Annotated in this window: 18 protein-coding genes and 2 riboswitches; of the genes, 14 read left to right on the plus strand and 4 right to left on the minus strand. The window is 67.5% G+C overall.

Annotation, left to right across the window (positions count from 1 at the left end; translation table 11 throughout):
* Positions 1-74 precede the first annotated feature (74 nt).
* Genes ACMGG8_RS16255 through ACMGG8_RS16265 form a run of 3 tightly spaced genes read right to left on the minus strand, consistent with a single transcriptional unit; the run spans position 75 to position 1,386 of the window.
* Positions 75-488, minus strand: a complete 414-nt coding sequence (locus tag ACMGG8_RS16255; protein ID WP_060839966.1) for a cobalamin biosynthesis protein — start codon at positions 486-488, stop codon at positions 75-77.
* The gene (locus ACMGG8_RS16260) at positions 485-1,186 is read right to left on the minus strand and encodes a CbtA family protein (protein WP_414157913.1); all 702 of its coding nucleotides are present in this window, start codon (positions 1,184-1,186) and stop codon (positions 485-487) included. Before ACMGG8_RS16260 ends, ACMGG8_RS16255 begins: the two co-directional genes overlap by 4 nt.
* 11 nt (positions 1,187-1,197) lie before the next feature.
* Positions 1,198-1,386 (minus strand): CbtB domain-containing protein, encoded by a 189-nt coding sequence (locus tag ACMGG8_RS16265; RefSeq protein ID WP_414157914.1) that lies wholly within the window; start codon positions 1,384-1,386, stop codon positions 1,198-1,200.
* 96 nt (positions 1,387-1,482) lie between these two features.
* Positions 1,483-1,715: riboswitch (cobalamin riboswitch) on the minus strand.
* 73 nt (positions 1,716-1,788) lie between these two features.
* A riboswitch (cobalamin riboswitch) is annotated at positions 1,789-2,001 on the plus strand.
* A 97-nt stretch (positions 2,002-2,098) separates the two neighbouring features.
* Here ACMGG8_RS16265 and cobW point away from each other — a divergent pair.
* The 12 genes from cobW to ACMGG8_RS16325 all read left to right on the plus strand — a co-directional run bounded on the left by cobW (position 2,099) and on the right by ACMGG8_RS16325 (position 18,628).
* Positions 2,099-3,169, plus strand: a complete 1,071-nt coding sequence (cobW, locus tag ACMGG8_RS16270) for a cobalamin biosynthesis protein CobW (protein ID WP_060843996.1) — start codon at positions 2,099-2,101, stop codon at positions 3,167-3,169.
* A gap of 3 nt (positions 3,170-3,172) precedes the next feature.
* On the plus strand, positions 3,173-6,946 hold the full coding sequence (cobN, locus tag ACMGG8_RS16275; RefSeq protein ID WP_414157915.1) for a cobaltochelatase subunit CobN: 3,774 nt from the start codon (positions 3,173-3,175) through the stop codon (positions 6,944-6,946).
* 132 nt (positions 6,947-7,078) lie between these two features.
* The gene (locus ACMGG8_RS16280) at positions 7,079-8,086 is read left to right on the plus strand and encodes an ATP-binding protein (RefSeq protein ID WP_414157916.1); all 1,008 of its coding nucleotides are present in this window, start codon (positions 7,079-7,081) and stop codon (positions 8,084-8,086) included.
* Positions 8,011-8,739 (plus strand): vWA domain-containing protein, encoded by a 729-nt coding sequence (locus ACMGG8_RS16285; RefSeq protein ID WP_414157917.1) that lies wholly within the window; start codon positions 8,011-8,013, stop codon positions 8,737-8,739. The genes ACMGG8_RS16280 and ACMGG8_RS16285 overlap by 76 nt, the downstream gene beginning before the upstream one ends.
* 751 nt (positions 8,740-9,490) lie before the next feature.
* Positions 9,491-11,137 carry a phospholipase D-like domain-containing protein gene (locus tag ACMGG8_RS16290; protein ID WP_414157918.1) on the plus strand — a complete coding sequence of 549 codons (1,647 nt, stop codon included), beginning with the start codon at positions 9,491-9,493 and terminating at the stop codon, positions 11,135-11,137.
* Between the two features lie 69 nt (positions 11,138-11,206).
* Positions 11,207-12,109 carry a LysR family transcriptional regulator gene (locus ACMGG8_RS16295; protein ID WP_060839958.1) on the plus strand — a complete coding sequence of 301 codons (903 nt, stop codon included), beginning with the start codon at positions 11,207-11,209 and terminating at the stop codon, positions 12,107-12,109.
* A gap of 161 nt (positions 12,110-12,270) precedes the next feature.
* Positions 12,271-13,383, plus strand: a complete 1,113-nt coding sequence (locus ACMGG8_RS16300) for a tartrate dehydrogenase (protein WP_060839957.1) — start codon at positions 12,271-12,273, stop codon at positions 13,381-13,383.
* A gap of 5 nt (positions 13,384-13,388) precedes the next feature.
* Positions 13,389-14,837, plus strand: a complete 1,449-nt coding sequence (locus tag ACMGG8_RS16305) for an aldehyde dehydrogenase family protein (protein ID WP_414157919.1) — start codon at positions 13,389-13,391, stop codon at positions 14,835-14,837.
* Between the two features lie 45 nt (positions 14,838-14,882).
* A complete protein-coding gene (locus tag ACMGG8_RS16310; protein ID WP_060839955.1) occupies positions 14,883-15,641 on the plus strand; it encodes an SDR family oxidoreductase in 759 nt (252 codons plus the stop codon).
* Positions 15,642-16,447: 806 nt separating this feature from the next.
* Entirely contained in the window at positions 16,448-17,422 is a 975-nt protein-coding gene (locus ACMGG8_RS16315; protein ID WP_060839954.1) for a cyclase family protein, read from the plus strand.
* Between the two features lie 81 nt (positions 17,423-17,503).
* Complete coding sequence (locus ACMGG8_RS16320) at positions 17,504-18,016, plus strand: hypothetical protein (protein WP_414157920.1); 513 nt, start codon at positions 17,504-17,506, stop codon at positions 18,014-18,016.
* Between the two features lie 81 nt (positions 18,017-18,097).
* Positions 18,098-18,628 (plus strand): hypothetical protein, encoded by a 531-nt coding sequence (locus tag ACMGG8_RS16325; RefSeq protein WP_060839952.1) that lies wholly within the window; start codon positions 18,098-18,100, stop codon positions 18,626-18,628.
* On the opposite strand, the gene ACMGG8_RS16330 is transcribed toward ACMGG8_RS16325, so the two are convergent.
* The gene (locus tag ACMGG8_RS16330) at positions 18,621-19,193 is read right to left on the minus strand and encodes a LuxR C-terminal-related transcriptional regulator (RefSeq protein WP_016967597.1); all 573 of its coding nucleotides are present in this window, start codon (positions 19,191-19,193) and stop codon (positions 18,621-18,623) included. The genes ACMGG8_RS16325 and ACMGG8_RS16330 overlap by 8 nt on opposite strands.
* A 145-nt stretch (positions 19,194-19,338) precedes the next feature.
* Here ACMGG8_RS16330 and ACMGG8_RS16335 point away from each other — a divergent pair, with 145 nt between their 5' ends.
* Both ACMGG8_RS16335 and ACMGG8_RS16340 read left to right on the plus strand, forming a co-directional pair.
* The gene (locus ACMGG8_RS16335) at positions 19,339-20,517 is read left to right on the plus strand and encodes an acetyl-CoA acetyltransferase (RefSeq protein WP_060839951.1); all 1,179 of its coding nucleotides are present in this window, start codon (positions 19,339-19,341) and stop codon (positions 20,515-20,517) included.
* A 2-nt stretch (positions 20,518-20,519) separates the two neighbouring features.
* A complete protein-coding gene (locus ACMGG8_RS16340; protein ID WP_414157921.1) occupies positions 20,520-22,061 on the plus strand; it encodes a class I adenylate-forming enzyme family protein in 1,542 nt (513 codons plus the stop codon).
* The last annotated feature ends 40 nt before the right edge of the window (positions 22,062-22,101 follow it).

The following is a 22,101-nucleotide window of genomic DNA, read 5'->3' on the forward strand; positions in this document are numbered from 1 at the left end:
CCTGTGAAAAAAGGGCGGGAACAGGGTCGCAGATGAACGATGTTCATGTTCGCGACGGGGAATTGTCGGCCAGTCTACCGGCTGGCGGCCAATGCCAGGGTGGCCTGGGCGTATTTCTGGCGGGGGATCAACAGCCGGGCCGGGCCGGGGTGCAACTGTTCGGCCAGGGCCAGGGCGGCGCTTTCGGCAACGCCGTAGCAGCCGCTGTGTTCAAAGGCGATCTGCGAGCGGTGGCTCAGGCGCGAGGCAAAAGGCGCCAGTTGACTGCTGCTGAAGCAGGTCAGCGGCAGGGCCAGTTGATCCGCCAGTTGCAGCAGGCCGGGCTCGCTGCGCTTCAAGTCGATGCTGGCCAGGGCCAGGAGTTGCCCGCTCTCCAGGCCGTGGGCTTGCAGCACCTGCTCAAGCAGGGCGCGCAGCGTGGTCACCGGGCAGCCCTTCTGGCACCCCAGGCCGACCACCAGGGCCGGCGCCGCGCGCCTTTCGATCATGCCGGGTACAGGTCCGTGTTCTTGCGCCGGAACAGCCAGGCGCTGATCAGGCCCAGGGCCAGCCAGAAGGCGGCATTGGTCAGCTGCGAGGCAATCTTGAACTGTGCTTCCAGGGCTTCTGGCGCCAGCATCGAGTGCACTTCAGGTTGGGGCGCGCCGATCACGTGGGGCACGGCGATAATCGCCACGCCCAGCAGTTTCAGCAGCCAGTGGCCGGCGAACGCGATCAGGGCAAGGCCCACGGCAGTAGAAGCGGCAGCGCCGATCCACCACACCTGGCGCTGCACCAGGTCGGCGGCTGCGGTTCCCGGCAATTCCGGAGGCAGGCCCAGAGTGGGGGCCAGGCAGAAGGTCGCATACCCGGCCAGACCCCAGAGCAGGCCTTGCGAGGCACGGTTGGGCGCGCGCAGGGTGTAGAGCCCGGCCAGCATCAGGGCGAAGCCGACCGCCACTACCAGGTTGCCGCCGGTGGTGGACAGGGTGCGCTGCCAGCCGTCTTCCGGCTCCCAGGCCTCGGCATCGTGGCTGTGCGCGGTCATGGCGCCGGCGGCGTGTTCATGGGGTTGGGCGGCCGGGGCCTGTTCATAGGTTTCCGCCTGCAGGATCAGCGGAGCGACCCACAAGCTTTGCAGCAGGGTCAGCAGCAGGGCCGCCAGCAGCCCGGTGAACCCTGCGGTTTGCGCAATACGCTTGATCATGTCGGCAGGTCTCAGTGGCAAGGGAAGGCGGCGCTGTGACGGGTGTCGTGGGCGGCGTTGTGCACCGCTTCGACATGGGAGAAACCGGCGAAATACACCAGGCAGGCGCCCAGCAGCGACGCGCCGATGGCGGCCACCAGACGCTGGCTCAGGGTGGAGGTGCTGCTGGCGGAATGGCTGGTGCTGCTGATGATCGACATGGCGCTTCCCTTTGGAGTGTCGGCGGGGGAGGAGCGCAGGAAAACCCCGCGTGAGGAGCACGCAGGGTTTGCAACAGCGCCCGCCCACCGCGGGTTTGTTATGTGTGTGTTGCGGGCCGGTCTCCGGGCTCGCGAGGGGCAGGGGCCGACTGATGTCGTACCGTGCCGGCAAGTGTCGCCTTCCCATGCCATGGCACAGTGGATCTGACACTTCGCTCGCTTACCGTTGCGGGGGCAGCACCGGACTGGTCACGGCTTTTTAGTTAAGCACGTGATTCACCGGTTTCCCGTTTCACCCTGTGAAGGGCACCCGTAACAAGGCGCGTAGCAAATCATGGGCGGGGTGATGCCGTCAATTGCGCGAGGCGCTGCATTGCCGATTGACCGTCCCCCGCGCTCTGCGTAGCCTTGCGCGTTCGAGGTTCTTCGGCCGGCGGTCGAAGCTAAGAAGGGAACGCGGTCGATGCCGCGGCTGCCCCCGCAACTGTGAAGGGTTTCGTTTCTGCAAGGCCACTGCCTGCGCGTCCAGAACGCCGGCGGGAAGGCGCAGCAACCGCCGGTCCGACGACTGGCAAGCCCTCAGCCAGGAGACCTGCCTCGATCCCAGATTCTCACTACAACCGGGCGGGGTGATCCGGTGGCGAAATCTCCGCGCGCCTCTGCGCTGCGGCTCTCGTCCCGTATGCCCGCCACCTTTGCCAAGGGGCATCCGATGAAAACACTGGCCAAACTTCCCGTCACCATCGTCACCGGCTTCCTTGGCTCGGGTAAGACCACCTTGCTGCGGCACATGCTGGACAACGCCCAGGGCCGGCGCATCGCGGTGATCGTCAACGAGTTCGGCGAGCTGGGCATCGATGGCGAGATCCTCAAGCAATGCTCCATCGGCTGCACCGAGGAAGAGGCCAGCGGCCGGGTCTACGAGCTGGCCAACGGCTGCCTGTGCTGCACCGTGCAGGAAGAGTTCTTCCCGGTGATGCGCGAACTGGTGGCGCGCCGTGGCGACCTGGACCACATCCTCATCGAAACCTCCGGCCTGGCCCTGCCCAAGCCGCTGGTCCAGGCCTTCCAGTGGCCGGAAATCCGCAGCGCCTGCACCGTCGACGCGGTGATCACCGTGGTCGACAGCCCGGCCGTGGCCGCCGGCACCTTCGCCGCGTTCCCCGACCAAGTGGACGCCCAGCGCAAGCTCGACCCCAACCTGGACCACGAATCGCCGCTGCACGAGCTGTTCGCCGACCAGCTGTCCAGCGCCGACCTGGTGATCCTCAACAAGACCGACCTGATCGACCCCGCAGACCTGGCCAAGGTGCGCCTGGAAGTGGCCGAAGAACTGCCGCCGGCGGTGAAAGTCATCGAAGCCAGCAGCGGCCGCCTGCCGCTGGACGTGCTGCTGGGCCTGGGCGCCGGTTCCGAGGAACACATCGACAGCCGTCACAGCCACCACGACCATCACCACGACGGCGATGACGATCACGACGACCACGATCACGACGCCTTCGATTCCATCTCCATCGAACTGCCCCAGGCCGACGAAAGCCTGCTGCTGGACGCCCTGACCCAGCTGGTGGTCAAGCACGGCATCCTGCGGGTCAAGGGCTTCGCCGCGATCCCCAACAAGCCGATGCGCCTGCTGATCCAGGGCGTGGGCACCCGCTTCGACAAGCACTTCGACCGCAAGTGGGGCGCTGACGAAGCCCGCACCACGCGCCTGGTACTGATCGGCCAGGAGCTGGACGCCGCCCAACTCGAAGCGCAACTGCGCGCCGCCCTCAGCGTGTAAGCCATGCACCTGCTCAGGACCCAGCCCGGCGGTTTCGTGTCGGATGACAACATTGCCGACCTTGGACAAACCCCCGCCGAGCTGGTGATCCTGTGCAGCGGCGACTCCAGCCTGGCGCTGCTGGCGGATGCCGCCGAGCAGTTGCCCGAGGATTACCCCAGCTTTCGCCTGGCCAACCCGATGCAGGTGCAGAACCACGCTTCGGTGGACCTGTATGTCGACCAGGTGCTGCGCCACGCCAAGGTGATCCTGATCTCCCTGCACGGCGGCATCGGCTACTGGCGCTACGGCGTCGAGCGGCTGGTGGAGCTGTCCCAGCGCGGGGTGCAACTGATCCTGGTGCCGGGGGACGACCGCCCGGACCCGGAACTCAGCGACCTGAGCACCGTGGGCCCCGTCGAGCGCGATCGACTGTGGCAGTTCCTGCGCCAGGGCGGGCGGGACAACGCGCTGAATTTCTACCGTTGCCTGGCCAGCGGCCTGCTGGGGCGCGACTATCCCTGGAGCGAACCGCAGACCCTGCCACGCACGGCGATCTATCACCCGCACAAGAGCCAGGCCGCCCTCAGCGACTGGCAGGCCGATTGGCAGCCTGGTCAAGCGGTGGCGGCGCTGCTGTTCTACCGCTCCCACCTGCAGGCGGCCAACACCGGATTTATCGACCTGTTCTGCCAGCGTTTGCTGGCGGTGGGCCTCAACCCCTTGCCAATAGCGGTGGCCAGCCTCAAGGAGCCCGGCTGCCTGAGCCAGGTGGAAGACTGGCTGGATGAAACCGCGGCCGGGGTGATCCTCAACACCACCGGCTTTGCCCAGTCCAGCCCCGAGGCGCCGCACTTGCGGCCGTTCCGCCGCAATATCCCGGTGATCCAGGCCATCTGCGCCCAGGACAACGAGCCGGGCTGGCGCGACAGCGAGCAGGGCCTGGGCCCGCGGGACCTGGCCATGCACATCGCCTTGCCGGAACTGGACGGACGCATCATCAGCCGGCCCATCAGCTTCAAGGACCTGGCCTGGCGCAGCGAGCGCAGCCAGTCGGACGTGGTGTGCTACCGCGGCCAGCCCGAACGCATGGATTTTGTCGCCGAGCTGGCCCGGCGCTGGGTCGAACTGGGGCGCCTGGACAACGGCCACAAGCGCATTGCCCTGGTGCTGGCCAACTACCCGACCCGGGACGGGCGCATCGGCAACGGCGTCGGCCTGGACACCCCGGCGGCGGCGCTGAACATCCTCAAGGCCCTGCACGCCGAAGGCTATCCGCTGCCGGCCGAGTTGCCCGCCAGCGGCACCGAGTTGATCCAGCAGTTGCTCGGCGGGGTCAGCAACGACCTGGACAGCCTCGACCAGCGTCCGTGCCTGCAAAGCCTGGCCCTGGAGGACTACGCGGCAATGTTCCAGGCCCTGCCGCCTGCCAATCGCGAGGCGGTGCTGCAACGCTGGGGCGCCCCCCAGCAGGACCCGATGTTCCGCAACGGGCGGATGATGATCGCCGGCCTGCGCTTTGGCCTGACCTTTGTCGGCATCCAGCCGGCCCGGGGTTATCAGGTGGACCCCAGCGCGGTCTACCACGACCCGGACCTGGTGCCGCCCCACGGCTACCTGGCGTTCTACTTCTGGCTGCGCCAGGCCTACGGTGCCCATGCGCTGATCCACGTCGGCAAGCACGGCAACCTGGAGTGGCTGCCGGGCAAGGGCGTCGGCCTGTCGGAGAGCTGCTGGCCGGACGCGCTGCTGGGGCCACTGCCAAACATCTACCCGTTCATCGTCAACGACCCGGGGGAGGGCGCCCAGGCCAAGCGCCGCACCCAGGCGGTGATCATCGACCACCTGATGCCGCCGCTGACCCGCGCCGAAACCTACGGCCCGCTGCGCAACCTGGAACTGCTGGCGGACGAATACTACGAAGCCCAGCTGCTGGACCCACGTCGTGCCCGCGAGCTGCAACGGGACATCCTGCAGCTGGTGCGCGAAACCCATATCGACCGCGAGCTGCAACTGGAGGGCGCGCTCGACAGCGACGCCGACGCCGCCATCTGGCTGCCGCGGCTGGACACCTACCTGTGCGACCTCAAGGAGTCGCAGATCCGCGATGGCCTGCACGTGTTCGGCGAATCCCCCGAGGGCCGCTTGCGCCTCGACACCCTGCTGGCCTTGCTGCGCATTCCCCGGGGCGATGGCAAGGGCGCCCACGCCAGTCTGTTGCGGGCCCTGGCCAAGGCCTTCGGCCTGGGCTTCGATCCGCTGGACTGTGCCCTGGCCGAACCCTGGACCGGACGCCGACCGCAGCCGTTGCGGCAGATCAGCGATGGGCTCTGGCGCACCGCCGGCGATACGCGCGAGCGCCTGGAGCTGTATGCCGCCGAGTTGATCGAGGCGGCGCTCCAGGGCCCGCTGGCGCAGCTGGATGAACCCGGCTGGGAGCCGGTGCAGAGCATTATCGATGGCCTGCGCGAGGTGGTCGCGCCGCGCCTGGACGCCTGCGGCCCGGCGGAAATGCGCGGCCTGCTGGAGGCCCTGAGCGGGCGTTTCGTCCCCGCCGGGCCCAGCGGCGCGCCCAGCCGCGGGCGTCTGGACGTGCTGCCCACCGGGCGCAACTTCTATTCGGTGGACGTGCGCAACCTGCCCACCACCACCGCCTGGCGCATCGGTTTTCAGTCGGCGAACCTGATTCTCGAACGCCACCTGCAGGACCACGGCGATCACCTGCTGCACCTGGGCCTGTCGGTCTGGGGCACCGCCACCATGCGCACCGGCGGTGACGACATCGCCCAGGCCATGGCCCTGATGGGGGTGCGCCCGGTGTGGGCCACCGGCAGCCAGCGGGTCGACGATTTCGAGATCCTGCCCCTGAGCCTGCTGGACCGGCCGCGGGTCGACGTGACCCTGCGGGTGTCCGGGTTCTTCCGCGACGCCTTCGCCAACCTGATCCGCCTGTTCGACGCGGCGGTGCAGGCGGTGGCGGCCCTCGACGAGCCTGAGGACATGAACCCGCTGGCGGCCAGGGTCCGCGCCGAGCGCGCAGCCTTGATCGCCTCCGGCCTGGACCAGGACAGCGCGGCGCGTCAGGCCGGCTGGCGGATCTTCGGCGCCAAGCCCGGGGCCTATGGCGCCGGGGTCCAGGGCGCCATCGACGGTCGCCTGTGGCAGAGCCGCGAAGACCTGGCCGAGGTCTACCTGAACTGGGGCGGCTACGCCTATGGCGGCCAGGATGAAGGCACCGCCGCCCGCGAGCAGTTCGCCACCCGCCTGGGGCAAGTGCAGGCGGTGCTGCAGAACCAGGACAATCGCGAGCACGACCTGCTGGATTCCAACGACTACTACCAGTTCCAGGGCGGCATGCTGGCGGCGGTGGAAAGCCTCAGCGGAGCCAAGGCCGCCAGCTATCACGGCGACCACAGCCAGCCGGACCTGCCGAAGATCCGCACCCTCAAGGAAGAGCTGAACCGGGTGATCCGCTCCCGGGCGGCCAATCCGAAGTGGATCGAAGGGGTCAAGCGCCATGGCTACAAGGGCGCCTTCGAAATGGCCGCGACCCTGGACAACCTGTTCGCCTTCGACGCCACCACCGAGCTGATCGACGATCACCAGTACGCCTTGCTGGCGGACGCCTACCTGCTGGACGACTCGACCCGTGAGTTCGTCCGCCAGCATAATCCCCACGCCCTGCGCGACATGACCGAGCGCCTGCTGGAAGCCCAGCAGCGCGGCCTGTGGCAAGAGCCCGGCGAGTACCGCGAGGCCCTGGAGCACCTGTTGCTGGATATTGAAGAAGATTCCTGAGGCGGCGAGTGCTGCGCACTCGATCGCGAGCAAGCTCGCTCCTACAACGGCAATGCGATGCCTGTAGGAGCGAGCTTGCTCGCGAAAGCGTCCTCCTGGACACCACCGACCCGACCCAAGCGAGCCCCCGACATGAGCGACACCCCCCATTTTCCGCTGTCCGCCGTGGTCGGCGCCGAAGCGCTGAAACTGGCCCTGTGCCTGACCGCCATCGACCCGAAGATCGGCGGCGTGCTGATCGAGGGCCCCCGTGGCATGGCCAAGTCGACCCTGGCCCGGGGCCTGGCCGATCTCTTGGCCAGCGGCCAGTTCGTCACCTTGCCCCTGGGCGCCAGCGAAGAGCGCCTGGTGGGCACCCTGGATTTGGATGCGGCCCTGGGCGAAGGCCGGGCACAGTTTTCCCCCGGCGTGCTGGCCAAGGCCGACGGTGGCGTGCTCTACGTCGATGAAGTCAACCTGCTGCCCGATCACCTGGTGGACCTGCTGCTGGACGTGGCCGCCAGCGGCACCAACCTGATCGAGCGCGACGGCATTTCTCACCGCCATTCGGCGAAGTTCGTGTTGATTGGCACCATGAACCCGGAAGAGGGCGAACTGCGCCCGCAACTGCTGGACCGCTTCGGCCTCAACGTCGCCTTGAACGGCCAGCCGGCCCCCGAAGAACGCGGGCAGATCATCCGCCGCCGCCTGGATTTCGACAGCGATCCTTTGGGCTTCTGCGCCCAGTGGGCCCCGGCCCAGGCCGCATTGCGCGAGCGTTGCCAGCAGGCGCGGGCGGCCCTGGCCGGCATCCCGCTGGACGACCAGGCCCTGGCGCTGATCACCGAGCGCTGCTTTGCCGCTGCCGTGGACGGCCTGCGCGCCGACCTGGTCTGGCTGCGCGCGGCCCGCGCCCATGCGGCCTGGCGCGGTGCTCCGGCGATTGCCGAGGAAGATATCGACGCCGTGGCCGAGTTCGCCTTGCGCCACCGGCGGCGGGAGACTGCGCCCAGCGCGCCGGCATCGGGGTCAAGCCCCCAGGCACCGGCATCCACCAACGCCAACCCCAGCGAAGGCCAGGGCCAATGGGGCGAAATGCCGGCCCAGGCCTTGCCCACCGGTGCCCGTCGAGAAGTGCCCAGCTGGCCAAAAAAGCCCTAGGCATCCGCCCCCAGAGTGACCGGGGGGCGGATGCCAAGCCCCGGGCGGGGCATCTGGATCAAGGTCGGCACGGCGCCAGTCGCACCGCCGGCAGCGGCGCGATCAACTGGCCCGGCACCTTGCTCAAGGGCCGGCCACGGCTGCGTGAAGACCTGCTGTTTCGCCTGCGCAGCCGCGCGCCCCATGAGCTGTGGCTGGTGATCGTCGACGCCTCGGCCTCGACCCGTCGTCACAGCGCCCTGAGCGACGCCAAGGGCCTGCTGGCGCAACTGTTCGACGACGCCTACCGCCAGCGCGCGCGCCTGGCCCTGCTCACCGCCAGCGGCCGCGCGCCGAACTGGCAGGTCCAGGGCCTGAAGGCCTCCAAGGACTTGCGGCACTGGCTCGACGGCCTCGGTGCTGCTGGCGGCACCCCCTTGCCACAAGCCCTGAGCGAAGCGGCCCGGTGGCTGGAACAGCGCCAGCGGCGCCTGCCGGCGGAACAGCAGCGCGTACTGCTGATCACCGACGGCCGCCTGAAAAGCCTGCCGCCGCTGCAGCCCCTGAACTGCCCGACCTTGCTGCTCGACATCGAACGCGGCCCGATCCGCCTGGGCCGCGCCCGCGAACTGGCCACACGCCTCAACGCCGCCTACCAACACATCGACCTGTAGCCGCTGCCGCAGGCTGCGAACGGCCCGCAGGGCCGCAAAAACTCTGAGAGCGCCAGAGGTTTGTCAGTCGATCACCAGACAAGGTCCTGCGGACCTTTACGCAGCCTCGCCAAGGCTTGGCAGCGGCTACACCAACCCGAGGTTGTAGCCGCTGCCGCAGGCTGCGAACGGCCCGCAGGGCCGCAAAAACCCTGAGAGCGCCAGAGATTCGTCGGTCGATCGCCAGGCAAGGTCCTGCGGACCTTTACGCAGCCTCGCCAAGGCTTGGCAGCGGCTACACCAATCCGAGGATGTAGCCGCTGCCGCAGGCTGCGAACGGCCCGCAGGGCCGCAAAAAACCTGAGAGCGCCAGAGGTTCGTCGGTCGATCGCCAGGCAAGGTCCTGCGGACCTTTACGCAGCCTCGCCGAGGCTTGGCAGCGGCTACACCAATGCGAGGTTGTAGCCGCTGCCGCAGGCTGCGAACGGCCCGCAGGGCCGCAAAAACCCTGAGAGCGCTAGAGGTTCGTCGGTCGATCGCCAGGCAAGGTCCTGCGGACCTTTACGCAGCCTCGCCGAGGCTTGGCAGCGGCTACACCAAACCGAGGTTGTAGCCGCTGCCGCAGGCTGCGAACGGCCCGCAGGGCCGCAAAAACCCTGAGAGCGCCAGAGGTTCGTCGGTCGATCGCCAGGCAAGGTCCTGCGGACCTTTACGCAGCCTCGCCGAGGCTTGGCAGCGGCTACACTGCCTGCGCCAACACAGGAGTGAAACGATGCGGGTACTGGTGCGTAACGATAAGGACGATTTTCGGGTCAAGGCCTATGCCGGGACCAATGGGGTGTTGCTGGCCATGGATCTGGATGCGTCACGGCGCAAGGGGCTGCTGGGCTTCGCCATCGAGAAGCAGACCGGCAGCAAGCCCTGGCTGTTCCTGTTCAACAGCCTGACCTTTCCCGGCAAGGCCCACAGCTTCCCGCAATACAACGCCACCCCCAGCGATCAGGCGCCGCTGCAGAAGTTTCGTTGGGCCGACTACGCGGTCCACCCCGGCACCACCCTCAACTACCGGGTGCACCTGGTGTATGGCAGCCCCGAGGCGCCGCAACTGGGCGAGGCCCTGGAACTGAGCATCGACGCCGACAACGGCCAGCCGCCGGGGCAGCGGGTGATCTTCAATCGCGCGGTGGCCGCCAGTCAGGCCTTCTCGCGCAAGTTTCCCGAGCTCGATGCGCAGCTCAGCGCCAACAGGAACCTGGCCATCGAGGACTGGCCGGACGCGCCCAGGCAATGGCTGGAAAACGGCCTGCTGGAGGAGCTGCTGGGCTTTATCCAGCGTGCCACGGACGCCAGCTGGAGCCTGGACATCGCCATCTACGAGTACCAGTTGCAGGCCGTCGTTGACGCGGTCAACGCTGCCTTCGACCGTGGCGTGCAAGTACGGGTGCTGTACCACGCTGGCCCCGGGGACGACGACACCACGCAGAACCAGGCCAGCCTGCAGCACCTGCCCGAGGCCAACAAACGCGGGCGGGTGACCCACGCGATCTTCCACGACAAGTTCATCGTCCTCAGCCGCCTCGACGCCACCGGCCAGCGCCAGCCGCAATCGGTGCTCTGCGGCAGCACCAACTTCACCGCCAACGGCGTCTACCGCCAGGCCAACGTGCTGCACAGCCTCGACCGCGCCGAGCTTGCCGCGCGCTACCTGGAGGTGTTCGAACAGGTCTGGGCGACCCCCGCGGACGTCGGCGCCACCCGTCAATGGCTGACCCGGCACAACCCCATGCAAGCCGATGCGCCGCTGTTCGCCGGGTTTTCCCCGCGCAGCGGCCAGGGTGACCTGAGCGAATTCGTCGAAATCATCAACGGCGCCCGCCGCGACCTGCTGTTCGTCACCGCCTTCGCCTTGCCCGACAGCATTCTCGATGCCTTGCTCGGCCAGCCCCATGACGATGTGCTGCGCTACGGCCTGCAAAACACCGCCAGCCGCATCACCGGCTTCCACGCCGATCGCACCGCCGAGTTCGCCGCCACCGCGCTGCTCAACAACGGCCTGGAGGGCTGGCTCAAGGAGGGGCTCAAGGGCCAGAAGGGCAACCTGCTGGTGCACACCAAGGCCATCGTCACCGACTTCACCAGCGACTCGCCGGTGATCATCAGCGGCAGCCACAACCTCAGCGTCGGCGCCAGCCAGAGCAACGACGAGAACTTCCTGATCATCCGTGGCGACACCGACCTGGCGGACCGCTACGGCCTGGAGCTGCTGCGTTTCTACGAGCACTACCGGTTCCGCTATTTCGCCAAACAGCTGGCCCTCAAGCAGGTGCAGCCGCTGGCGGTGGACGACAGCTGGAGCAACGCCTACTACCTGGAAGGGGATCTGCGCCAGCTGTCGCGGCTGCGTTTTTCCGGGCGTTGAAGCCGGCGCAGGTTGGACAGGGGCGGCCCGACTGGGTAGTTTCCACCGACCGCGCACAAGGAACCTGCCATGGCCCCGGACCTGACTTCCATCGAGCTGTTTCTCAAGGCCCTGACCCTGGGCAACCTGTCCCGGGCCGCCGAGCAGTCGCACCTGTCGCTGTCGGCGGCCAGCCGGCGTCTGTCGCTGCTGGAGCAGCATTTCAAGGTGGCGCTGCTGATCCGTACTTCCACCGGGGTCCAGCCCACGGCGGCGGGGCAGGCCCTGGCCGAGCACGCGCGGAGCATCCTGCGGGCGGTGGATGTGATGCACGCCGACCTGGCCGACTTCGCCAAGGGCGCCACCGGCCGGGTCAGCCTCTATGCCAACAGCTCGGCGATGAGCCAGGAGCTGCCCCGGCAGCTGACCCAGTGGAGCGACCTGCATCCGGGCATTCGCGTGGACATCCGCGAGGAGCGCAGCCGCGAGATCATCCTCGCCGTGCGTGACGGTGTGGCCGATGTGGGCATCGTCACCACGCGCCCGCAGGGCCAGGACCTGCACTACATCCCTTATTGCCGCGACCGGCTGTGCCTGATCGTGCCCCGGGAGCACCCGTTCAGGATGAGCCATGCGCGCTTCCAGGACCTCTTGGGCTATGACTTCGTCGGCCTGGAGGACAATGCCGCCATCACCTCGCTGATCACCGAAGCCGCGGCCGCGGTGAGCATGCCCTTGCGCCTGCGGGTGCAGGTGCGCAGCTTCGAGGCGGTGTGCCGGCTGATCGCCGCCGGGCAGGGCGTGGGAGTGCTGCCCCAGGGCGCGGTGCAGATCTTCCGCAAGGAGATGGCCTTGCGTTTTATCGAAATCGACGATGCCTGGGCCGACCGCCAGATGTTCCTCTGCCGACGCCGGGAGCAACCGTCCCTGGCCAGTCGCGAGCTGTTCGACTACCTGGCCGGCTGCGGGCAGGCCGAGGCGCAGGCTGGCTAGTCGTTGCTCAAGGCAGGACCTTTCTGACGCGCCTTCGAATTTTGCGAAGGCGGTTTCCACAATGAGCAATTCCCCTGGCCGCTTCCCCGTGCCCAGAATGGGCTCGCCCGTGCGCTTGACCTGCCTCCATAACAACAACACGTCAGACCAGGAGAGACGGCTTGTCCAGGATCAATCCCGCTGTAAAACCTCCCCATCGCATCGCGGTGATCGCCGGTGACGGCATCGGCCGCGAGGTGGTTCCCGAAGGCTTGCGCGTGCTGGAAGCCGTCAGCCGGCGCTTCGGCATCGCCTTGCAGTTCGATCATTTCAACTGGTGCAGCGAGCACTACCAGGCCCACGGCAGCATGATGCCCGAGGACTGGGCCGAGCAGATCGGCGACCACGAGGCGATCTTCTTCGGCGCTGTGGGCGCGCCGGACATCGTCCCCGACCACATTGCGGTGTGGGATTCATTGCTGAAGATCCGCCGCCAGTTCGACCAGTACGTGAACATCCGCCCGGTGCGGCTGATGCCCGGGGTGCCGTGCCCGCTGGCCGGGCGGGTGCCGGGGGACATCGATTTCATCGTGGTCCGGGAAAACACCGAGGGCGAGTACTCCAGCGTCGGCGGCCGCATGTGGGAGGGCACCCCGCGGGAGATAGCCCTGCAGGAGTCGGTGTTCTCCCGCCACGGCGTCGACCGGGTGGTGAAGTACGCCTTCGAGCTGGCCAGCCGCCGGCCCCGGCGCAACCTGGTGGCGGCCACCAAGTCCAATGGCATCGCCATCACCATGCCGTTCTGGGACGAGCGAGTGGAGGCGCTGGCCAAGGCCTACCCCGAGGTCGACACGCGCAAGTTCCATATCGACATCCTCTGCGCGCACTTCGTCCAGCACCCGGACTGGTTCGATGTGGTGGTGGCCTCCAACCTGTTCGGCGACATCCTTTCCGACCTCGGCCCGGCCTGCACCGGCACCATCGGCATCGCGCCCTCGGCCAATCTCAACCCGGAGCGCCTGTACCCTTCGCTGTTCGAGCCGGTGCATGGCTCGGCGCCGGACATCGCCGGCCTTGGGGTGGCCAACCCGATCGGCCAGATCTGGTCGGCGGCGCTGATGATCGAGCACCTGGGGCAGGGCGATGAGCTTTACCAGCGGGCCGCGGCGGCGATTGTCCAGAGCATCGAGACGGTGCTCGCCGAAGGCCCGCGCACCCGGGAAATGGGTGGCAACGCCAGCACCGTGGAAGTCGGGCGGGCGATTGCCGAGTGTCTGGCTGGCAACAGGAGCTGATGAAAATGAGCCTCGAACACTACATCGACAACCAATGGCAAGCCTCGTCCTGGGCCGAGGACATTCCGGTACTCGACCCCAGCACCGGCATCGCCTACGCGTGCATCGCCCGCGGCACCGCCGAGGACATCGACCTGGCGGTGCAGGCCGCGCAACGGGCCCTGGGCGACAACTTCGACGGGCCTTGGGGCGGCCTGTCGGCCCTGGAGCGCGGGCGCTTGCTGGCGCGCCTGGGCCAGGCAGTGCTGGAGCACCACGAAGAGCTGGCGCAGATCGAGGCCCGGGACACCGGCAAGGCGCTGAAGGTGGCCCGGGCCGACGCCACGGCCCTGGCGCGCTACTTCGAGTATTACGCCGGGGCCGCCGACAAGCTGCACGGCGACACCTTGCCCTATCAGGCCGGCTACACCGTGCTCACGGTGCGCGAGCCCCATGGCGTCACCGGGCACATCATTCCCTGGAACTACCCGATGCAGATCTTCGGCCGCAGCGTCGGTGCCGCCCTGGCGGCGGGCAACGCCTGCGTGGTCAAGCCTGCCGAGGACGCCAGCCTGTCGCTGCTGCGCCTGGCGGAACTGGCGGCCCAGGTCGGCTTCCCCGCGGGCACGATCAACGTGGTCAGCGGCTACGGCCATGAAGCCGGCGCGGCGCTGTGCGCTCATCCCGGCATTGCGCATATCTCCTTTACCGGTTCCACCGGCACCGGCGCCCGGGTGGCCAAGGCGGCGGCCGAACGGCATTGCCCGGTGACCCTGGAACTGGGGGGCAAGTCGCCGCAGATCGTCTTTGCCGACGCCGATGTGGAGCGCGCGCTGCCGGTGCTGATCAACGCCATCGTGCAGAACTGCGGGCAGACCTGTTCCGCCGGCAGCCGCCTGCTGGTGCAGCGCAGCCTCTATGAACCGCTGCTGGAACGCCTGGCCCAGTGCTTTGGCCAACTGCGCGCCGGGCCCTCGGAGCTGGACCTGGACATGGGCCCGCTGATCAATCAGAAGCAGCTGCGCCAGGTGCGCGAATTCGTCCGCGAAGCCGAGGCCGCCGGCATCCCGGTGGCGGCGCGCGGGCAGGTGGTGGCCGAGGCTGGCAGCGGCGGCTACTTCCACGAGGCGGTGCTGTTTCGCGATGTGCCGCCAGACAGCCGCCTGGCCCGGGAGGAGGTGTTCGGCCCGGTGCTGGCGGTGATGCCCTTCGAGGACGAGGCCGAAGCCATTCGCCTGGCCAACGACAGCGCCTTCGGCCTGGTGGCCGGGGTCTGGACCCGGGACGGCGCGCGGCAATTGCGCATGGCCCACAAGCTGCGCTGCGGCCAGGTGTTCATCAACAACTACGGCGCCGGCGGCGGCGTCGAACTGCCCTTCGGCGGGGTCAAGGCCAGTGGGTATGGCCGGGAGAAGGGCTTCGAGGCACTGCTGGGTTTCACCACCTTGAAGACCATCGCCATTCGCCACGACTGACGGCCGCCACGGCGGTCCATAACAACAAAAACAGGAGTCACTTCCATGCGTCTAGCCAACAAGACTGCCATCGTCACCGGCGCCGGTTCCGGCTTTGGTGAAGGCATCGCCAAGACCTTCGCCCAGCAGGGCGCCAACGTCATCGTCGCCGACATGAACCCCGACGGCGGCCAGCGGGTGGTGGACGAGATCCGCGCCGCCGGCGGCCAGGCTCACTTCATCGAGGTCAACGTGGCCCAGGACGCCAGCGTTGGCGCCTTGCTGCGCAACACCCTGGAGCAATACGGCGGCCTGGACATCGTGGTCAACAACGCCGGCACCACCCACCGCAACCGGCCGATGCTGGAAGTCGACGAGGCCGAGTTCGACCGGGTGTTCGCGGTCAACGTGAAAAGCATCTTCCTCAGCGCCAAGCACTTCGTGCCGCATTTTCGCGGCCAGGGGGGCGGGGTGTTCATCAACATTGCCTCCACCGCGGCGATCCGCCCGCGCCCGGGGTTGGTCTGGTACAACGGCAGCAAGGGCGCGGTGGTGGTGATGAGCAAGACCATGGCCGCCGAGCTCGGGCCGGACAACATCCGCGTCAACTGCGTCAACCCGGTGGTGGGCGCCACGGCGCTGCTCAGTGAGTTCATGGGGGTGCCGGACACCCCGGAAAACCGCCAGAAATTCATGGCCACCATTCCCCTGGGGCGCTTCTCCACCCCCCAGGACGTGGCCAACGCCTGCTTGTACCTGGCCTCCGACGAAGCGGCGTTCATCACCGGCACCTGCCTGGAAGTGGATGGTGGACGTTGCGTCTGATGATCTGTAAAACCCTCCAGGCCCGCGGGTAATCCGTGCTTTGTGTAGCCGCTGCCGCAGGCTGCGAACGGCCCGCAGGGCCGCAAAGCCCGAGCGGGCGCCGGGGGATGACGGTTGATCGCCAGGCAAGGCCCTGCGGGCCTTTTCGCAGCCTCGCCGTGGCTCGGCAGCGGCTACAGCCAGTGCCAATCCGGGCTGGTGTAGCCGCTGCCGCAGGCTGCGAACGGCCCGCAGGGCCGCACAGTTCCAGAGGGCGCCTGGGGATGACGGTTGATCGCCAGGCAAGGCCCTGCGGGCCTTTTCGCAGCCTCGCCGTGGCTCGGCAGCGGCTACAGCCAGTGCCAATCCGGGCTGGTGTAGCCGCTGCCGCAGGCTGCGAACGGCCCGCAGGGCCGCACAGTTCCAGCGGGCGCCTGGGGTTGACGGTTGATCGCCAGGCAAGGCCCTGCGGGCCTTTTCGCAGCCTCGCCGAGGCTCGGCATCGGCTACAGCCAGTGTCAATCCGGGCTGGTGTAGCCGCTGCCGCAGGCTGCGAACGGCCCGCAGGGCCGCACAGTTCCGGCGGGCGCCTGGGCTTGACGGTTGATCGCCAGGCAAGGCCCTGCGGGCCTTTTCGCAGCCTCGCCGTGGCTCGGCAGCGACTACAGCCAGTGTTAATCCGGGCTGGTGTAGCCGCTGCCGCAGGCTGCGAACGGCCCGCAGGGCCGCACAGTTCCAGAGGGCGCCTGGGGTGATGGTTGATCTCCCAAGCAAGGCCCCGCGGGCATTTTCGCCCGCTTCAACCCAATCAATGGAGTGCATTCGACATGTGTGGGATCGATAACGACAAGCACCACCCCAATACCCGGCAGCTGCTTGAAGGTCTGCCAAAGAACTGGGGCAAATGGGGGCCGGACGACGAGGTTGGCGCCCTCAACTACCTGCAACAGGCCGAGGTGCTGCGCGGTGTTGCCGCGGTGCGCCAGGGCAAGACCTTCACCCTGCAGGTGCAGATCGGCCACCCCGGCGGTGACCCGATGTGGCCGGCGCGCAACCCTTCGATGCGCTTCAACACCCTGGACCGCAGCCACTATCAGGCCGGCAAGCAGCCGTCGATGACCGGCGGTGCCGAGTACTGCGACGACGTGATCTTCATGCAGTTGCAGGGCTCGACCCAGTACGACGCCCTGGGCCACGCCTGGTACGACAACCAGCTGTGGAACGGCTACGACGCCAGCAGCACCGTCGGCGGCATGGCCAAGGCCAGCGTGCTGCCGATTGCCGAGCGCGGCGTGGTGGGCCGCGCGGTGCTGATCGACATGGCCCGGCACCGCGGCAAGAAGTACCTGGGCCGCGGCGAGACCTTCAATCACCTGGACCTGCTGGCCGCCGCCAAGGCCCAGGGCGTGGCCATCGAGAAACGCGACATCCTGATCATCCGCACCGGCTCCATGGGCGCCTTCTACGAGTACGGCAAGACCGAGTTCTTCAAGGACCTGGTGGAGCCCGGGCTGACCTACAGCCGCGAACTGGTGGACTGGTTCAACCAGATGGAGATCCCCAACCTGGTCACCGACACCATCGCCAACGAAGTGATCACCGACCCAGTGTCCGGGGTACAGATCCCGCTGCACTGCGCGCTGATGCGCAACCTGGGGATCGCCTTCACCGAGATCGTGCTGCTCGAAGACCTGGCCGAGGATTGCGCCGCCGACGGCCAGTGGACCTTCCTCTACACCGCCGCGCCGTTGAAGATCGTCGGCGGCAGCGGGGCACCGGTGAACCCCATCGTCATCAAGTAGCCGGCGCTTGCTGGTGGAGAGGCGGGCGCAGGGTTTATCCTGCGCCCCCTCACCAAGACCGATAGGGATCATCGACCGATCATGCATGACGATTCGCACCCGCCGGACTGCAGCTGCTGCCTGGATCACGCCAATGCCCATCAGGGCGTACTCGATACCCTGAAGTTGATGGCCGACCACCCCGAGGCCAGCGAGGACGACATCGTCCAACTGCTGCAGGCGCGTGGCTACTCGGCCATCGCCGCGGAAAAACTCAACGCCTTCGTGCCATCGGCCCTGGCCTGGATCGTGCTCAAGCGCCTGGGGGTGAAACACCTGCCCAACCACTTCATCGCCCTGGATGAGGCGGGCGAGGAGGTCCGGGTTCCGGTGGCCGATCAGCACTACTTCACCGCCGCGCTGACCCTGGCCTACAACACCTTCGAAAACGGCTGGAGCGAGGTGCTGCCGCGCAAGACCTACGAAATGGTGGCTGGCCGCAGCGCCGAAATGGCCATGGCCAACGAGGCGCTGTATGCCGGGGAGTCCCTGCAGGGGTCCACCCTGGAGCCCGTGCAACTGCTGCGTCTGGATGCCAGGGCGGCGCTTGAGTAAGCGCCCGGACACTGGCGGGCCGCAGGTCATGGGGTTACCCTGCGGCTGTTTTTTTGAGACCGATATGGACCTTCGCCTCCCGTGACCGATACCTGCCCGCCCAACTGCGCGCATTGCGCCGATTACCCCGACCACCAGACCGCCCACCAGGCCGTGGTCGAAGCCCTGCAAGTGATGGGCGCCCACCCCAAGGCCAGCGAAGACGAGATCGTGCAGATGCTCCAGGCCCGTGGCTACTCGGCCATCGTCGCCGAGAAGCTCAACGCCTTCGTGCCCTCGGCCCTGAGCTGGCCGCTGCTCAAGCGCCTGGGGGTGGAGACCTTCGTCGGTCACTTCATCGCCTACGACGACAATGACCAGGAGGTGCAGATCCCGGTTTCCAGCCAGCACTATTTCACCGCCGCGCTGATGCTGGCCTACAACACGCTCGAAGCGGGTTGGAGCGAGGAGTTGCCCCACGGCACCTTTGTCAGCGTGACGCAACACAGCGCCGAGATGAACGCGGCGAACAAGGTGTTGAACCAGGGCGGCAGCCTGGAGGGCGGGACGATCGGGCCCTTGAAGTTGCTGCGGCTGAGCGCCAGCGAGGTGCTGGGGCAAGCCCCTAGCTGATGTAGATGATCTTCGACACCAGCTCGGCGCTGTTCTTGGCCTGCAGCTTCTTCATCAGGCGGGCGCGGTGCACCTCCACCGTGCGGTGGGAAATCGCCAGTTTGCGCGCCACTTCCTTGCAGGTCAGGCCGTTGACGATGTGCAGCGAGATCTCGCGCTCGCGTGGGGTCAGGCGCACGGTGGGCGCCAGCTGCCGGTCCAGGCGTTCGAAGTGCCAGATCATCAGCCCGAACGGGTCGTCCGGGGTCAGGGAAAAACCATGGGCCCGGGCCCAGAACACTTCGCCATTGCGGTGCTGCATAAAGCGTTCGTCCGTGTAGGACGCGCCCTGGCCGTTGCGCAGCCAGTGTTCGCTGCGCTCGCCAATGCTCTGGTAGTCGGCCTGGGACGGGTACAGCAACAGGGTCAGGTGATCGAGCAACTGTTCGCGCTCATAGCCGAACAGGCGCAGGAAAGCCTGGTTGCAATCGAGCATGCGCCGATGCCCGGTGATCAACTGCGGTGCGGGGGAAACCTGGAAGGCCAGGCGCTCTAGGTCCTGGAGCTGCTGGGCATATACGGTCATGGGGCATCCTGCCTCGTGGAAGTCGTTGCGCCGCTCTGGCGCGGGGGGCACTACTTACTGTTGTACGTAGTTGCCCCAACTAGCGTCTGATTGTGGCGCTCGCCATTGTAGGGAACGTCCGCTTCAAGCACAGAAGAAAATCACCATGAATCATGCTTCCGTATCCATTGTCGCTGCCGCCCACACATCGTTCGGTCGTCTCCAGGGGCTGACCCTGGAGGACCTGATCGTCCAGGTCACCCGCGAGGCCCTGGCGGATGCCGCGATCGATGCCGCCGAGATCGATGCACTGTTTCTCGGGCATTTCAACGCAGGCCTGGTGCCGGACGGTTTTCCCGCCTCGCTGATGCTCCAGGCCGACCCGCAATTGCGCTTCAAACCGGCCACCCGTTGCGAAAATGCCTGCGCCTCGGGCTCGGCGGCGATCCTCGCGGGGGTCAATGCGATCCGCAGTGGCGCCGCTGAGCTGGTGCTGGTGGTGGGCGCGGAAAAGATGACCAGCAACTCCACCGCCGAGGTCACCCAAGCCCTGGCCGGTGCCGGTTACCAGAACGATCCCGCGGAAGCCGGCCTGAGCTTTGCGCAGCTGTTTGCCCGGGTCGCCCAGCAGTACACCGAGCGCTACCACAGCCCGTTGGCCTCGATGGCGGCGATCGCGGTGAAGAACCACAGCAATGCCATGGCCAACCCGCTGGCGCAGATGCACCGAGCGATGGACTTCGAGCATTGCAACCAGGTGTCCCAGAGCAATCCGCTGATCGCGCCGTCCTTGCGCCTCACCGACTGCTCGCTGATCAGTGACGGCGCCGCGGCGATTGTCCTGGCTTCGCCGCAGCGCGCGCGTTTGTTCCGGCGCGAAGTGGCGATCCGCGCCCTGAGCCAGGTCAATGACCTGCTGCCGATGGCCAGTCGCGACATCCTGGCCTTTGACGGTCCGCAGCGGGCCATCCACGGCGCCTTGCGCGAGGCCGGGGTCAGCCTGGGAGACATGAGTTTTGCCGAGGTCCACGACTGCTTCACCATCGCCGAGCTGCTGATCTATGAAGCCATGGGCCTGGCGCCCAAGGGCGAAGGCCATCGGGCCCTGGACGAGGGCATCGTGCGCCACGGCGGCCGTTTGCCGGTCAACCTGTCCGGCGGGCTCAAGGCCAAGGGCCACCCGGTGGGGGCCACCGGCGTGTCGATGCATGCCCTGGGCTTTCGCCAATTGATCGGCGAGCCGATTGGCCTGGGCGTGCCCCGGGCCGAGTTCGGCCTGCTGTTCAACATGGGCGGGATGGCCGTGGCCAACTACGCCACGGTCCTGCAAGCGCTCAGGGCCTGAGCATGAACATCGCCCATTGGCTGCTGGACGCGGCCCAACGCTGGCCGCAGCGCCCGGCGCTGTTCGAGGGCCGCCGCCAGGTGGCCGACTACCAGGGTTTTGCCGCGCGGGTCCGGGCCCGCGCCCTGCACCTGCGGCACGACCACAGCATCGCCGCCGGGGACCGGGTGGCCTTGCTGATGAAGAACAGTTGCGACTACCTGGAACTGCTCTACGCCATCTGGTGGAGCGGGGCGGTGGCGGTGCCGGTCAACAGCAAGCTGCATCCGCGGGAGGCGGCCTGGATCGTCGGCAATGCCGGGGCCAGGTTGATCTTCACCGACGGCGGCCGGACCTTCGAGCTGCAGGATTTGCCCGCCGATTGCCGCGAGCTGCCCGGCGAAGTCATGCCGGCGCCGGCGGGCGCCCCGGACGGCGAACTGCGCGAGCCCTGGCCGTGCGCCGACGACGAGCTGGCCTGGCTGTTCTACACCTCGGGCACCACCGGCCGTTCCAAGGGGGTGATGCTGTCCCACGGCAACCTGATCGCCATGTCGCTGTGCTACCCGCTGGATGTCGATCCGGTGCGGGCCGGCGATGCGCTGGTCTATGCCGCGCCGATGTCCCACGGTGCCGGGCTGTACAACTTCATTCACGTGCGCTGTGGTGCCCGGCACGTGGTGCCGCAATCCCGGGGGTTCGATGCGCCAGAGCTGTTCGGGCTGGCGCAGGAACTGGGACAGGTCAGCCTGTTTGCCGCGCCGACCATGGTCAAGCGCATGGTTGAGCAGGCCCGGCAACAAGGCTATGACGGCACGGGCATCAAGACCATCGTCTACGGCGGGGCACCGATGTACCGGGCGGACCTGGCCCAGGCCCTGGACACCTTCGGCCCGCGGCTGGTGCAGATCTACGGCCAGGGCGAGTGCCCGATGAGCATCAGCGCGCTGTCCCGGGAGCTGATCGCCGAGCGCCAGCACCCGGATTGGCCGGCGCTGGCGGCGTCGGTGGGGCGCCCGCATGCCTGTGTCGAAGTGCGCATCCTCGATCCCCGGGGACAGCCCCTGCCGGCCGGCGAGCCCGGGGAAATCGCCGTGCGCGGCGCCCCGGTGATGCACGGCTACTGGGACAACCCGGCCGCTACCCGGGCGACCCTGGTGGAGGGATGGTTGCTCACCGGCGATATCGGTTTCCTCGACAGCCGCGGCTTCCTGACCCTGACCGACCGCTCCAAGGACGTGATCATTTCCGGCGGCAGCAACATCTACCCGCGGGAAGTGGAGGAGGTGCTGATGCAGCATCCCCAGGTGTTCGAGGTGTGCGTGGTGGGCCAGGCGGATGCCGAATGGGGCGAGTCGGTGGTGGCCTTCGTGGTTGCGCGCGACCCCGACGGCCTGGACCCGCAGGTGCTCAACCAGTGGTTCGTGACGCGCATGGCGTCGTTCAAGAAACCGCGCAAATACCTGTTTTGCGCCGAGCTGCCGAAGAACAGCTACGGCAAGATTCTCAAGACCCGCTTGCGTCAGTGGCTGCAGGACCCGACCGGGGCCGTTACCGACCGCTGAACGCACTTTCCCATGGACCGCAGTACGACAGGAGTCTCCC

The sequence above is a fragment of the Pseudomonas sp. BNK-45 genome (genome assembly GCF_047456255.1).
Classification (GTDB): domain Bacteria; phylum Pseudomonadota; class Gammaproteobacteria; order Pseudomonadales; family Pseudomonadaceae; genus Aquipseudomonas.